The organism is Ralstonia sp. A12 (assembly GCF_000801955.1).
Classification (GTDB): domain Bacteria; phylum Pseudomonadota; class Gammaproteobacteria; order Burkholderiales; family Burkholderiaceae; genus Ralstonia.
This window is the reverse complement of the sequence record NZ_JSZO01000002.1, coordinates 360,884-374,580: the sequence shown is the minus strand read 5'-3', so window position 1 is coordinate 374,580 and position 13,697 is coordinate 360,884. Positions and strand designations below refer to the sequence as shown.

14 protein-coding genes are annotated in these 13,697 nt (G+C 62.4%); 3 read left to right on the top strand and 11 right to left on the bottom strand.

What is annotated here, in order from left to right; all coding sequences use genetic code 11:
• Window positions 1–98: 98 nt before the first annotated feature.
• Both PI87_RS06070 and PI87_RS06065 read right to left on the bottom strand, forming a co-directional pair.
• Window positions 99–827 carry a GntR family transcriptional regulator gene (locus PI87_RS06070; RefSeq protein ID WP_039596771.1) on the bottom strand — a complete coding sequence of 243 codons (729 nt, stop codon included), beginning with the start codon at window positions 825–827 and terminating at the stop codon, window positions 99–101.
• 84 nt (window positions 828–911) lie between these two features.
• Window positions 912–1,202 (bottom strand): H-NS histone family protein, encoded by a 291-nt coding sequence (locus PI87_RS06065; RefSeq protein ID WP_021193457.1) that lies wholly within the window; start codon window positions 1,200–1,202, stop codon window positions 912–914.
• A 932-nt stretch (window positions 1,203–2,134) separates the two neighbouring features.
• Between PI87_RS06065 and PI87_RS06060 the strand changes: the two genes are divergently transcribed.
• The gene (locus PI87_RS06060; RefSeq protein WP_039596770.1) at window positions 2,135–4,774 is read left to right on the top strand and encodes a putative bifunctional diguanylate cyclase/phosphodiesterase; all 2,640 of its coding nucleotides are present in this window, start codon (window positions 2,135–2,137) and stop codon (window positions 4,772–4,774) included.
• Between the two features lie 54 nt (window positions 4,775–4,828).
• On the opposite strand, the gene PI87_RS06055 is transcribed toward PI87_RS06060, so the two are convergent.
• On the bottom strand, window positions 4,829–5,032 hold the full coding sequence (locus PI87_RS06055; RefSeq protein ID WP_039596769.1) for a hypothetical protein: 204 nt from the start codon (window positions 5,030–5,032) through the stop codon (window positions 4,829–4,831).
• A gap of 247 nt (window positions 5,033–5,279) precedes the next feature.
• Between PI87_RS06055 and PI87_RS28995 the strand changes: the two genes are divergently transcribed.
• On the top strand, window positions 5,280–5,624 hold the full coding sequence (locus PI87_RS28995; protein WP_157003084.1) for a hypothetical protein: 345 nt from the start codon (window positions 5,280–5,282) through the stop codon (window positions 5,622–5,624).
• Between the two features lie 29 nt (window positions 5,625–5,653).
• On the opposite strand, the gene PI87_RS06050 is transcribed toward PI87_RS28995, so the two are convergent.
• The 4 genes from PI87_RS06050 to PI87_RS06035 form a co-directional block, all read right to left on the bottom strand.
• Complete coding sequence (locus PI87_RS06050) at window positions 5,654–6,049, bottom strand: VOC family protein (RefSeq protein ID WP_039596768.1); 396 nt, start codon at window positions 6,047–6,049, stop codon at window positions 5,654–5,656.
• A 69-nt stretch (window positions 6,050–6,118) separates the two neighbouring features.
• The gene (locus PI87_RS06045) at window positions 6,119–6,484 is read right to left on the bottom strand and encodes a cupin domain-containing protein (RefSeq protein ID WP_039596767.1); all 366 of its coding nucleotides are present in this window, start codon (window positions 6,482–6,484) and stop codon (window positions 6,119–6,121) included.
• Window positions 6,485–6,571: 87 nt separating this feature from the next.
• Window positions 6,572–7,969 (bottom strand): MFS transporter, encoded by a 1,398-nt coding sequence (locus tag PI87_RS06040; protein WP_039596766.1) that lies wholly within the window; start codon window positions 7,967–7,969, stop codon window positions 6,572–6,574.
• 47 nt (window positions 7,970–8,016) lie between these two features.
• Window positions 8,017–8,553 carry a tautomerase family protein gene (locus PI87_RS06035; protein ID WP_039596765.1) on the bottom strand — a complete coding sequence of 179 codons (537 nt, stop codon included), beginning with the start codon at window positions 8,551–8,553 and terminating at the stop codon, window positions 8,017–8,019.
• Between the two features lie 105 nt (window positions 8,554–8,658).
• On the opposite strand from PI87_RS06035, the gene PI87_RS06030 reads away from it, so the two are divergent.
• Window positions 8,659–9,672, top strand: a complete 1,014-nt coding sequence (locus PI87_RS06030) for a GlxA family transcriptional regulator (RefSeq protein ID WP_039596764.1) — start codon at window positions 8,659–8,661, stop codon at window positions 9,670–9,672.
• 81 nt (window positions 9,673–9,753) lie between these two features.
• On the opposite strand, the gene PI87_RS06025 is transcribed toward PI87_RS06030, so the two are convergent.
• The 4 genes from PI87_RS06025 to PI87_RS06010 form a co-directional block, all read right to left on the bottom strand.
• A complete protein-coding gene (locus PI87_RS06025) occupies window positions 9,754–10,359 on the bottom strand; it encodes a nucleotidyltransferase family protein (protein WP_039596763.1) in 606 nt (201 codons plus the stop codon).
• Complete coding sequence (locus PI87_RS06020) at window positions 10,359–10,793, bottom strand: organic hydroperoxide resistance protein (RefSeq protein ID WP_039596762.1); 435 nt, start codon at window positions 10,791–10,793, stop codon at window positions 10,359–10,361. Before PI87_RS06020 ends, PI87_RS06025 begins: the two co-directional genes overlap by 1 nt.
• A 148-nt stretch (window positions 10,794–10,941) precedes the next feature.
• Complete coding sequence (locus PI87_RS06015; protein ID WP_039596761.1) at window positions 10,942–13,191, bottom strand: xanthine dehydrogenase family protein molybdopterin-binding subunit; 2,250 nt, start codon at window positions 13,189–13,191, stop codon at window positions 10,942–10,944.
• 20 nt (window positions 13,192–13,211) lie between these two features.
• Window positions 13,212–13,670 (bottom strand): (2Fe-2S)-binding protein, encoded by a 459-nt coding sequence (locus tag PI87_RS06010; RefSeq protein ID WP_039596760.1) that lies wholly within the window; start codon window positions 13,668–13,670, stop codon window positions 13,212–13,214.
• Window positions 13,671–13,697 lie beyond the last annotated feature (27 nt).

Below are 13,697 nucleotides of genomic sequence, written 5' to 3'. Positions count from 1 at the left end.
GGAAGGCGCGCAGACTAGCTTGAATACCCCTGCCAGACAAGTCCCAACACAGGGGTGTGTGGCGCCGTTTCTGCACCGTACTGGAGCCAAGTGCAGCTTCAGTCGTTTTGGAGAACGCGAATGTCCACTTCACGCGTATAGCGCTCGGGCGAGAAATCGCAGTACGTGAGGGAAATCGGCACGTCAGCCACGCTGTAGCCGATGCGGCGTACGCGCACCAACGGCACGCCGGCCGCCACATCAAGCTGGCTGGCTTGGTGGGCATCGGCCACACACGCCAGCGGTGCCTCGCGCGAGCGCGCGATCGTCAGATTGGCCCGCTGGAAGACCTGCACGAACAGGCGGTCTTCAAAATCGCGCGCCTCCAGCATGGCTGCCAGCCGTGACGTCAGCCACGTGCGCAGCAGCATGATTGGCTTGCCTTCGACCTGCGCGCGGCGCTCCACGAACGCCACCTGCGCACCGACCTCCAGACCGAGCGCGGCCGCCACCGTCTCATCGGCCTGCTCCAGCCGGAATGCGCTGACGGTGTAGACGGCACCCGGCACGTACTCCAGCGCCGCATCAGACTGCCCCGGCGCATACAGCACTGGACGATGTGGCCCCACTCGGTCAAGCACCACGCTGCGCTGTCCGCGCGAGCGCTTGAGCAACCCGCGTGCGGCCAGTTCATTGAGCGTGCGGCGGGCAGTCAGCCGCGACACGCCATAGCGCTGAGCGACTTCGTTCTCGCTGGGGGCGACGCTGCCGGCCGGCAAGGCACCGTGCAGGATGTCGAGCCGGATGCGATCGGCCAGTTCGAGGTATTTAGGAAGGCGGGGCGTCATGTCGACGTTATAGTCAGGAACGCTCATGCGCTCCAACGAAAACGGCCCACCGGTCAGGTGGGCCGTCGTACCCGAGGGGGCAAATCAGGCGATCAGGAACTTATCGCGGTTCTTGCCGATCCAGGCCGGTGCACGACCACGGCCGGACCACGTTGCGCCCGTCTTCGGGTCGCGGTACTTCGCCGGGACGGGCGCCTTGGCACCAGCGCGTCGGCCACGACGCGGAGCCAGGCCCAGATCTTCAGCGGTCAAGCCGTATTCGGCAACCGTTTGGCGCACTTGCTGGATAACGGCTTCCAGTTCTTTGGCGCGGGCGGTTTCGATCTGCTCTTCCAGCTTGGCCTTTTGTGCAACCAATTCCTTGTATGTCGCCATATGCGCTCCCAATAAATCCTGTTGTGGGTCAGATATTAGTTCAATTGTATTCATAACTGAAATGAAATTTCAACGGTTTTGATCGCGCTCTGCTACTCGCAGCAAGCGCACCCAAACGGTTCGAATCAAATCAGGCATACCGAATGCTCAGGATTCAACCGGAAAGTCAGATTGACGCATCTACTTGGTATACGCGATCAGACAAGACCGCAAACCTGCGATGCACTGCATTTCAGTGCCATCACATTAGCAAGCGCTTATGGGTTCCGCAATTTCCGAGGCCAACTTCCACACACACATTGCCTGGAGCTTGCAGTACGCAGCCGCAAGACGACGTGGCAACTCACATTGGTACCGTATTGCGCCGACACCCAAGATCCATTTGTGACAGACGATAAAGCCGCTTCAAAGCAGCAGACCCAGCAGGCTGGTGGGCGGATGCATTGGTGATGAATCCGTCCTTGCCCGTGTTTTACAGTCGGCTTTGCACTTTGGCATGCCAGTATGCATCCTGTTTACGGACACAATCTTTTTCTTTCCATAACGTCCAATCGTCCGAGCGAACATCAATTTCGCCTTCACAATGCGAATTCGTATCTTGATGCCAGTGCGTAGGCAGTGCGCCCGCATCACCAGGCCGAACGGCATTTCACCGACAAGGAACGCGCTTCAGATGCAGCATTGCCTGCATCGATTGAATCCCGATCGGTAGAAACCCCTTTACTGCCTACGCAGCAAACAACCGCGCACCGTGCGACCAAATGAAATGCACGGTGTGTTGTATAAATCACAAATCAATCATTTGCGCGACACGCGACTTTTGCGCATCATGAAAGTTGTTGTCCCGCCTCCGCAGGCTGGCGCCTGTTGCGTTGCCCGCGGACACATTCATTGCGTGGTGTCTCGGGCAATACCATTGGTTGGAGCGTGGGATGCAAGACGAACTTTCCTACCCGCTGTCGGCACAAAGTCTGCCCGTTCCCCTCTACGTCGTTCTCGAAGGTCGCATCGTGTATGCCAATGCAGCAGGCATCAGCATGGTGCGCGCGCTCTCGGCCGACCAACTGCTCGGTGAGCCGTTCTCGCGCTTCTTCCAGGATGTGCCGGTCACGCTGAGTGCCAACGCGGGCACGGACGCGGATTCACCCGACGCAACCGTCACGCCAGCTGCACAGGTGGTTTCTGCGGTTTCCCTGGGCGCGTCCGATGCGCCGGTCACGGTCCGGCTGACGGTCACGCCGACACGTTTTGACGGGCTGCCCGCGCAGCAGGTGGTCGTGCACGGGTTGCCCCTGCCGCTTGATGCGCAACTGCCCGGCAAGGCCGGCGAGCGTGTCCTCAGCGCCGAAGCCATCGGCGCGGCGTTGCCGCACGAACACCTTGATCACCTGCTGTCTACGCTGCCATCTGCGGCCTCGCTCGGTGAGCGTTTGCATGCGCTTTTGCGCGCGCTCGAAGCAGCACTACCCACTGCGTTATGCGTCGTGACGCGGGTGGTCTCTGGGCGGGCACGGTTGTACGGTACGCAAGCCGCGCGCGCGCAACTGGTGGCGCCCCCATCGGGTGAACTCGATGTCGAACTCGCTCGCGTTGCGCCGCTGTTGAATGACGTTGCGCCCATCGAACTACTCCGCCAGTCCAATGCGCCGGCCGCCCTGCACGAGGTACTCACGCGCGCGCTCGGCACTGCGTTGCCCGGTTGGCTATGCCGCATCCCGGCCCAGCATGGCGGCATGGCCTCGGGCGATGACCTGCTATGCCTGTTCTACGCCGCACCGGCCAATGCCGCGCCCGACGACGTTGCATTGCGCGCCGCATGCGCCAGTTATGTCAGCGCGCTGGTCAAGCTGCTGCGCCTCGAAGGCGAGTACCGCCAGGCGCGTGACCTGCGCGATCAATACCGCCTGGTCGTCAACCACTTGAGCGAAGGCGTGCTCACGCTGTCCACCGACGGCCGCGTGCTGTCATATAACCGCAGCGCGTCCGAGATCCTGCGCTTGTCGGGCGCATCGTGGAAAGGCCGCCCGCGCATGGCACTGAGCGACATGATGCTCGGCGAGGACGGCACCATCCTGCCTCGCGCGGCATGGCCTTCCACGTTGGCCGCGCGCACCGGACGCGCCATCAGCAACGTGGTGGTGGGCGTACCGGCCGGCACCGGGCAAATCGTTTGGCTGCGCGAATCGGTGCTACCGATGTTTTCACCGGACAGCGCATCGCCGCATGCGGTGCTGGTCATCTTTACCGACATCACGGCGGAACGTTCGACCTACGAGCAGCTGCGCCTGCTGGAAACGAAAGACTCGCTGACCGGCCTGCCCAATCGCGCCGCGTTCATCGAACGGCTCGACGCTCGCCTGGCTCTGCCCTCCACCGGCCGGGCCGCACTGCTCTATATCGGGCTGGACCACTTCAAGACTGTCAATGAGGCGATGGGCCACCATGTCGGCAACCAGGTGCTGAATCTGGCGGCGCAACGCATCCGCGCCGAGGCCGGACAGCGCGCGCTGCTGGCTCGCCTTGGCGGCGACCAGTTCTGCGTAGCCATCGACGACCCTGACACCGTTGATGCACTCGCCCAGCAGGTGCTCGAAGCGCTGGCCAAGCCCTTCACCGGCGGCGAGCGAGAACTGCACCTCTCCGCCAGCATTGGTGTCACGGCGTTTCCGGATGACGGCAACGATGCCGGCACGCTGGTCAGCCATGCTGAAGCCGCCATGTACCGCGCCAAGGAGAACGGCCGCAACCGCATCGCGCGATACTCGCGCGCGCTCGAAACGCAGATGCTGCGCCGCTTCACCCTCAACGAGCGCATGCGCCGCGCACTTGCGCGTGGGCAGGTGCGACTGGTGTATCAGCCCAAGTACGCGCTCGCCTCGGGCGAACTGGTGGCAGTGGAAGCACTAATGCGGTGGTCTGACCCGGAACTCGGCGCGGTGTCGCCCACCGAGTTCATCGCCGTGGCCGAAGAATCCGGCTACATCCTCGACCTCGGCCGCTGGGCGCTCATGCAGGCCTGCACGCAGGGCCAGGCGTGGGAGCGCAACTTCGGCTTCACGGGGCGCGTGGCCGTCAACGTATCGGCACGGCAATGCGATGCCGGCGTGATCGAGCGCGACGTGGATGAAGCCCTCAAGGCATCGGGCATGACGTCATCACGACTGGAGTTGGAGTTGACGGAGAGCGTGCTATTGGCCGATCGCCTGTCAACGCAACGTCTACTGACGAGCCTGGCTGCACGTGGCGTGCGCATTTCGCTGGACGACTTCGGCATCGGGTTTTCGTCGCTGTCGTACCTGCGCAGCTTGCCGATCCACAACATCAAGATCGACCGCTCGTTCATCAGCGGCGTGCCTGCGGTGGCCGACTGCGTGGCGTTGACCAAGACCATCATTGCGATGGCGCGCGCACTGAACATGACCGTCACAGCAGAGGGCGTGGAGACACCCGAGCAATCGGCCTTTCTCTCGACACACGCCTGCGACGAGGTGCAGGGCTTCCTGTTTGGCCGGCCGCTGGAAGTGCCGGCCCTCGAAGGCCTGCTGCGCTCGCTCAGCCGCGCGCAGGCATAAAAAACGGCCCCGAGGTTCTCACCCCGGGGCCGCTTCCAAATGCGTATCAGCGTATCAACGCGTCGATACGTTGCCCACCAGGCCGCCCAGTGCGGCACCACCCAGCGTTGCGCCAGGGCCGCCGATCAGCGCGGCACCGGCCAGCCCGCCCACACCTGCACCGATGGCGGTGTTGCGTTGACGTGCCGTCATGTCGGCACAACCCGTTGCCGTCAGCACCGTGGCAGCCGCCAGAAAAATCGTCAGTACCCGAACCATGTTCTTCTCCTTCAAATGCGTCGGTCGCGACCCGTGATCATCGTGATCGCCGTTGTCGCGTATGGGGAGTCTGGTCGAAGAGCGCCTGACATTCTGTTTCGGGTTGTAATCAAGCGTTGCAAGAAGCGCATCATGTCAACACGACGGGTGTGCCAAATCCCCGAGCAATGCCGACCAAAGCCTGTCGCCACGCGGGTCGGACAACGTTTCCCACAGACTTATCCACATGTTCTGTGCATAACCCGCCATGCCGCAAACCGTTGACATGACAACGGGCTTGACGGATTCCTGCAAACGTGTCGACAACGTAAAACGCACGCGCCGGGCGAAAGTTATCCACATCGAGCATGGTCGTTACATCGTGCAACAAATCCTTGTGCGTCAGGCAGTTGCAGCCGGTTTCGCAGGCGATTTGGGGCTTGTTGTGAACAAATTGTGCAACTGCGACAAACTGACCTGCCCCCTCCCCAGCGGCCAAAGGCTTCCAGCAAAACCCAACCCCGGTTCGCTCAAGGGACGAAGCTACGGCAAGCTGACTACGATGCTTCGATGCGGCGAAAAGGACTTGGATCGACTTGGCCGATCACATTGAAGGGATGCTGCGGCCAGAGCTTGCTTTTCTTACGCGGCCGCGTGGCACACAGCCTCAACACGGTTGCCCGCCGGGTCAACCAGGAACGCCGCATAGTAGTGAGGGTGGTAATGGGGCCTCAAGCCAGCGGCTCCGTCTGAATGCCCGCCAGCCGCGAGCCCTGCGTGGAAAAAGGCATCCACGTGTTCACGAGACGGCGCCTTGAAACACCAGTGCCGTTTGTTCGTCCCGATGTCGCTAGGATCCAGATACACGGCCAGGAAGGTCGAGACGGTATCGTCAGCTGAGCAACGCTCGCCGTAACCGAGTGCGGTGGGCCGGTCATAGACCTTGCTTGCGCCCAGTGCGGTCATGATCGCGTCGTAGAAGTGCCGCGCTTCCTCAATGTCCGGAACACCGATCGACACATGGTCAAGTAGCTGCATTGCATGTACTCCCGTTGCGCCCGCCTGAATCAGCTCGGGCAAAGTAATCCAATCCGCCTGCGACAGGATTCAAAGTGATGTTGTGAGGTTGGTTCGATCGCTCGCGGTCGGCGGCGACGAGATGACCAGGAACACGACATCCTCCTCCGACGTGTTGGCGAATCGATGGCGGACCCCAGGTTCAACATGGACGCCTTCGCCTGCGCCGAATGTGACTGAATGCGTTTCAAACTGCAGCGTCGCCGTACCCGACAGAACGTAGAAGAACTGCCTTGCCTTTGTATGAAAATGCGGTGTTTCTCCCGCACCTGGCGGAACACGTTCCTGGATCACACTCAGATCCGGTTGCTTGAGCAGATGCCAACCGTCACAGACGGTACCCCATACGTAGTGTTCTGATGTTTCGAAAGAGACGGCGGAGATCTTGTCGTTCATGGTGGGGATGTCGAAAATAGAAATGGCGACGTTCGATCGCCATGGGGTTGCGGCTCGTGCATCGGGAACAGTCTGCGTTGGCGACACTCACTCTCGCTGCCGGTAAACGCGCGCCATGCTGGCGAGAAACGAGAGCGCAGAAATCGCGCAAGCCAACGTAAATACGTACACGGCGAACTGGCCATCGGCACCGCCGTGCATGCCGCCCACCAGTGCAATCACCACGGCGACCAGGGCGGCGCCAATGGATTGGCCCGTGGTTCTTGCCGTTGAGAGCACGCCCGATACAGTGGCCGTCCGGTTCTTGGCCGCGTTAGCAAACATTTCCTTGTTGTTTGGCGGAAGGAAGAAGCCGTACCCCATCCCGCAGAGCGCCACACGCCACAGGAAATCCTCAACCGCCGGGTGTTCAGGGAGCAGGACGAGAGAGCCCAGCCCCAGACAGAACATCAAGACCCCCATGCTGGAGACCTGCGTCGCATTCAGGCGGTTCGTCAGCCGACCGGCAACTGGGGCGCACAGCGCGACCGCCATCGGCCAAGGCGTGAATACCAAGGCGGATTTCAGAACGCTGTAGGCGTAGGTGTGCTGCAGCACGAACGGCAGCGCAACCAGCGCAATCCCCTGTGAAACGAACATCGTGACCGATGTCAGCACGGCAAATGTGTACCGGCGCGACCTGAAAATATCCAAAGGCAGAAGCGGATGCCTGGCCCGGGTCTGGCCGACGACGAACACACACACCAGCACGGCGGATAGGACAACAAGCGCGACAACGGTACGGTTGCTCCACCGCCCGATCTGGTCGACGGCAAGCGCAAAAAGACCAAACGCCGCAGCAGAGGTCATGGCGCCAAACAAGTCGAAACCGCGCTCCTTGTGCGTGTCCGCCCCCAGAGCCATGGCTGAGAACGCGATGGCCGCGATGCCAAGCGGGATGTTGATGTAGAACAGCCATGGCCACGACGCATAGGAGACGATGAGCCCGCCCAATGCCGGGCCAAGCGCCGTTCCTACCGCAAACACCAGGGCATTCAAGCCGAAGACGGTCCCCAGGGAACTGGGTGGGAAGATCACCCGGTAGAGGCCATAGCCGACGCTGATCAGGACCGCGTAGCTGATGCCCTGGAGGACCCGCATGACGACCAGCATGTTGAACGTCGATGCCAGCCCGCAGCCCAGAGACGCGACCGTGAACAGCACCAGCCCTGCCGTATAGAAACGCCTTTCGCCAACTCTTGAACCGAGCGACGCGCACGTCAGCATGGCCGCCGCGCTGGCCACCTGATAGCCATTCGCCACCCAGATGACAGAGGCTGCACTGACGCCAAGATCTGTTGCGATGGTCGGCAGCGCGATGTTGACGATCGAACTGTCCAACGCCGACATGAGCACGCCGATCAGGATGGCGGCCGCTGCAAAATGGCGTCGCGGTATGTCGAATCCGTCTTCGCTGGATTCAATGATTTCGGCAGTCGTTGGCATGGGCGGCGGATTTGACAGAGTCGGTTCTGACAAAGGGGCGCTGCGAACTAGGCCTTGGCAGTTCCAATGCAAACGGCGTCCAGGGCGGACTCCAGCATAACGCGTGCGTCTTCACGCCGCTTGCGCGCCAAACGCTCCGATCCGACACGCCACTGTTCAGGATCGTCAACGAGCATGGCATGGATGTCGGCCACCGAACGAATGAGGCCGCGACTGCCCCACTGGCCATCCGGAATCTCCGTAGGGAAGACCCAGACGCGTGTTGCAACGTCCTCGAACGTGCCGTTCTCAGCGCGCGCCACAGCTTCCGTGATTCGCCTCACGAGCGTCTTGCGCGATTCGTCTGAGTATTGCCCCTCTGGCACTGTGGGAATGATCCGATAGCGCGGCAACTTCGACGGCTCGCCTCCCACGTACACGGCCGCCGGCCGATGGAGATTGAGCACCGTGACGCTCTGCGCAATCTTGTTGTCGGAACGGTAGCCCTCCGCCTCGATCAGGATGTCCGAGAGCTCCTTGAACAGGCGGGCCTCCGCCTGCGGGGTCAGGGCGCTTTCAGGGATCAGTGCGTCGATCATCGGCATCGTATTTCTCCTTCCTCAGCTGTCTTGAGATGACCATCTTCGGAATTTACGAGGCGCAACGGGAGTGGCAGAATTGCCATTCTTTGTTGGATATCGGACACACAGGTGACTACCATCCGAATCTGGGTCTACGACGGCATCCTGGCCTCTGGCGTCGCTGGCCCCATCGACGTTTTTAACGCGGCCAACCATTTGATGGATCAGGCGCCCATGCGGGAGGGCGGCCATTCCACCAGGTTCACTTGGCGGGTCGAATCGATTGACGGACAGCCTGTCAAAGCCGCATCAGGACAGCGCATTGCCGTGGACGGCAAGATCGATGGGCGCAAGCGCGCGGACGCCATTCTGCTGACCGCGCCATTCGTCTCCGACATGGAGACATTCCTCACGCGCAAGGATCTGCTGAACGCGCTCCGCTCTGCGATCCGCAGCCAGCACAAAGCCGGCGCCGTGGTTGCCGCGTACTGCACCGCCAACTACCTGCTTGCCGAAACCGGTTTGCTCGATGGCCGCATTGCCACAACACACTGGGCAAAATCCGCAGACTTCGCACAACGTTATCCGGGCGTGCGACTGCGGGCCCAAGAAGTTCTAACCATGCAGGACAGAATTCTTTCGAGCGGCGCGGTCACGTCGTATCTCAATCTCGCGGTACGGCTGATCGAAACATTTGCCGGCGAAAGAGTCGCCGCAATGACCGCAAAGATGCTGCTGATCGATACCAGTCGGACTGCACAGGCTCCGTATGCAAAGCTCCTCGGCGAGCATGGGCACACCGATGCGCTCGTCGCGCGCGCGCAGCAGCATATGGAATCGACACTTGAAGACGGCGTTCAACTCCATGCGCTTGCAGCCGATCTCGCTGTCAGCGAACGAACGCTGAACCGTCGATTCAAGCAGGCAGTGGGCATGCCGCCGTTGGAGTATCTGCAGAATCTCCGCATTGAAGTCGCAAAAACGCTGCTGGAATCCAGACCCATCGGTGTCGACCAGGTGAGTGATCGCGTCGGCTACGGCGACGTCAGCACCTTCCGGCAGCTGTTCAAGCGCAAAACTGGCCTGTCGCCCCGGGAATACCAACTACGGTTTGCGCGCGCCGCCAATCCAATCGACGCGTGACACTGATCGGGACGGAGCCCCCAGCTAGTCCCGCGTTGTACCTTGCCCCGCGTCCAAAACCCACGCGCCCCTCACGGGGCATTACGCCAGATCAGCAGGGGTATCGACGTCACGCAGGATGCCGGCATCGTTGCTGTCGATGCGGATGAGCGCGGCGGGATCAATCAAGCGCCGCGCACCTTCATCGCCGTCGAGCGTGGTCAGACCGGCGAAGAAATCAGCGCCGAAACCAATGGGGTGACCACGCTGCCCCGCGTGGAATGGCGCGACACAATGGTGTGCGTCGAGTGCGTGCGCAACTTGAGCGATGGTCTCAGGCGCAATCCACGGCATGTCGGCCAGGGCGATGACCCAGCCGCCCGCGTCAGGACGTGCAGCCACGCCTGCGGCCAGGCTGGCACCCATGCCGTTGGCCGCCGCCGGGCATCGCAGGACTGTGCAACCGGCGTCGGCCAGCAACACGGCCAGCCGTTCAACCTGCGCGCCATGGGTGTCAGCAGCCGGCACCACAGCCACGACATCACCCACGGCTTGCTGCAGATGCCGCGCAGCCTGTACGGCGACAGGCGTGCCATCGGGCAGCGCGGCGAGCAGCTTGTTGGCCACACCGGCCGGGTCAAACCGGCTGCCGCGGCCCGCAGCCAGCAGCACACCAACAACAGCACCAGCAACGGGCCGCTTGTGCATCAAACCACCTCGGTCTTGAGCGTGACTTCCACGTTGTTGCGCGTGGCGTTGGAATAGGGGCACACCTCGTGCGCCTTGGCCACCAGCGCCTCGGCATCGGCTTGAGACAGGCCGCCAACGCGCGCGGTCAGCCCGACCTTCAGGCCAAAACCGCCTTCGGAACGCGTGCCGATACCCACGTCGCAACGGATCTCGATGCTGCTCGGGTTGAGCTTGAGCATGCTCTTGGCGACAAAGTCGCACGCTGAGCCGAAGCACGCTGCATAGCCCGCAGCAAACAGATCTTCCGGTGTGGTCGTATTGGGTTTGCCGGGGCCGCCCATCGACTTCGGGACCGACAGATCATGCGAGACCTGGCCATCTTCGGTTTGCGTGTGGCCGTTACGGCCGCCTGTGGCGGTGGCGTGGGCGGTGTACAGGATGTTCAATGCCATGACGTGCTCCTCCGGTGGGTGAACAGCGAACAACGGGACAACACAAGCGCGAACGCAAGAAGCGGTCCGCCAAGAATACGCGCCAAAACAAAAAAGCCGGCACACATTGCTGCATGCCGGCTCCAATCGCATCACGCGACGATGATCATCACACCGTATCGAACGGCAACTTACGATGTCGCTTGCCCGTCAACGCAAACACCGCGTTGGCCACGGCCGGTGCAATCGGCGGCGTACCGGGTTCGCCCAGACCCGTCGGGTTGTCTTCCGACGGCACGAAGAACACGTTCACCGGCGGCGCGTCCGGCATGCGCACGGGCGGGTAGTCGGGGAAGTTGCTGTTCTTGGTCGCACCGTTTTCGATGTCGATGGCAAAGCCCGGCTGGATCATCCCCAAGCCGAACACGCAGGCACCCTGGATCTGCGCCTCCGCACCCATCGGGTTGACCACACGGTTGGCATGCACCCCAGCTGTCACACGATGCACGCGCGGTTTGCCCTTGTCGACCGACACCTCCACCACATATGCCACCACCGACTCGAACGATGCGTGCACTGCCACGCCCCAAGCCTGGCCCTTGGGCAGCTTGCGCTTGCCGTAGCCGGACTTGTCAACGGCCAGTTGCAGCGCAGCGCGGTGGCGTGCGTGCTCCTTGTCGTTGAAACGTGCCAGACGGAAGGCCACCGGGTCTTGCTTGGCAGCATGCGCCACCTCGTCGACCATCGTTTCCATCACGAACGCCGTATGCGTGTGACCAACCGAGCGCCACCACAGCACCGGCACGTTCACGTCGGGATGGTGCACCGTCAGCTGCATCGGGAAGCCGTAGTCGTTCTCGATCACGCCCTCGACCATGGTCTCGTCCACACCGTTCTTGACCATGAACGCCTCGAACGGCGTGCCCTTCAGAATCGACTGACCGACGATCACATGATTCCAGCCGACCACCTTGCCGCTGTTGTCGACACCCACATCAACGCGGTGCAGATGCATCGGGCGGTAGTAGCCGCCGCGAATGTCGTCTTCACGGCTCCAGATCACCTTGACGGGGCCGTTGTGGCCGGCTGCCGCGTAGGCTTTGGCCACGTTGGCCGCTTCCGTCAGATAGTCCGAGGTAGGAACCGCGCGCCGCCCGAAACCGCCGCCCGCCATCATCGTGTTCAGCTCCACCTTCTCGGGCGACACGCCCAACACCTTGGCAATCGCGCCCTGGTCGATGGTCTGGAACTGCGAGCCGACCCACACCTTCGCGCCGCTGATCTTGCCGCCGTCTTTCTGCACGTCGATCGTGCAGTTCAACGGTTCCATCGGCGCGTGGGCGAGATACGGGAACTCGTAGTCAGCCTGGATACGCTTGGCCGCGGATTGAATGCCGCTCACGTCAGCGGTCTTGGCTACCGCACCTGGCTGGCCAGCAAGCTTCTTGTATTCCGCCATCAGCGCCGGCGTGGACACGGTCGAGCCAGCGTCTTCCCACGTGGCCTGCAGCGCGTCGCGGCCCTGCTTGGCCGGCCAGTAGCCGTCGGCGACGACGGCCACGCCCTTGCCGCCACGATCGGTCGGAATCTCCAGCACATCGACCACGCCCTTCACGGCCTTGGCTGCAGCTGCGTCGTACTTGGCCACCTTGCCGCCAAAGCGCGGCGGACGGGCCAGCACGGCCACCTTCATGTTCGGCAGACGCGTGTCGAGACCGAATTTGAGCGAGCTGTCGAGCTTGGCGCGCGCATCCAGACGCGGCGTGGGCTTGCCGACAATGCGGAACTGCGACGGGTCCTTCAGCGTGACCTGCGCCGGCACTGGCAGTGCCATCGCGGCTTGCGCCAGTTCACCATACGTTGCACGGTTGCTGCCCGAGGTGATCACGCCGTTGGCCGTCTGGCAGGTGGAAGGCTCCACCTTCCAACGCTCGGCGGCGGCCGAGATCAGCATGGCACGCGCACGTGCACCCAGTTCACGGTACTGCTGGAACGAGTGGTTCAGCGCAGTGGAACCGCCCGTCATCTGGATGCCGAAGCCCGGGTCCTTGTACGGATCCGCTGCCGGCGCGAGCATGCCGCGCACGTTGCGCCAGTCGACGTCGAGCTCTTCAGCCAGCGCCATCGGCAACGCGGTGTGCACGCCCTGGCCGAACTCGAGACGGTTGACGGCCACCGTCACCGTGTTGTCCGGCGCGATGATGATGAATGCCTGCGGCGGCGAAGGCGGTTTGGCTTTCGCGTCCTGCGCGCTTGCCAGCACCGGCGCGATGCCAAGCGCAAGACCACCGCCCGCCAGCGAAGTGAGTTTCAGGAAACTGCGGCGATCCAGCGTTGCCGCACCCGCATCGCCAGACACAGATGCCGGTTGATGCTGCGCGCCACCACCCGCCAGTGCTTCAAGATTTCGAATACGCATCGTGAGTTCTCCGGTGGGGCTCAGGCCAGCGACTTGGCGGCGTCGTGAATCGCCGCACGGATACGCTGGTACGTGGCACAGCGGCACAGGTTGCCGGCCATCGCGCTGTCGATGTCAGCGTCGGTCGGCTTCTTCTTGCTGCGCAGCAGACCCACTGCGCTCATCATCTGGCCGCTCTGGCAATAGCCGCATTGCGCCACGTCGTGCTTGACCCAAGCGTCGAGCACGGCCTTGCCGACCTTGTCGTCGGCGATATGTTCTGACGTGGTGATCTGCTGGCCGGCCACTGCGGAAATCGGCAGCACGCAACTGCGCGTGGGCTGACCGTTCAGGTGCACCGTGCACGCACCGCACGACGCAACGCCGCAACCGAATTTCGTGCCGGTCAGGCCGAGGTTGTCGCGCAGCGCCCAAAGCAGCGGCGTCGACGGATCGGCATCAACTTCCACGGATTTGCCGTTGATATTCAGCGTAACCATGGTGGGGATTCTCCTTGTGGGGCCTTA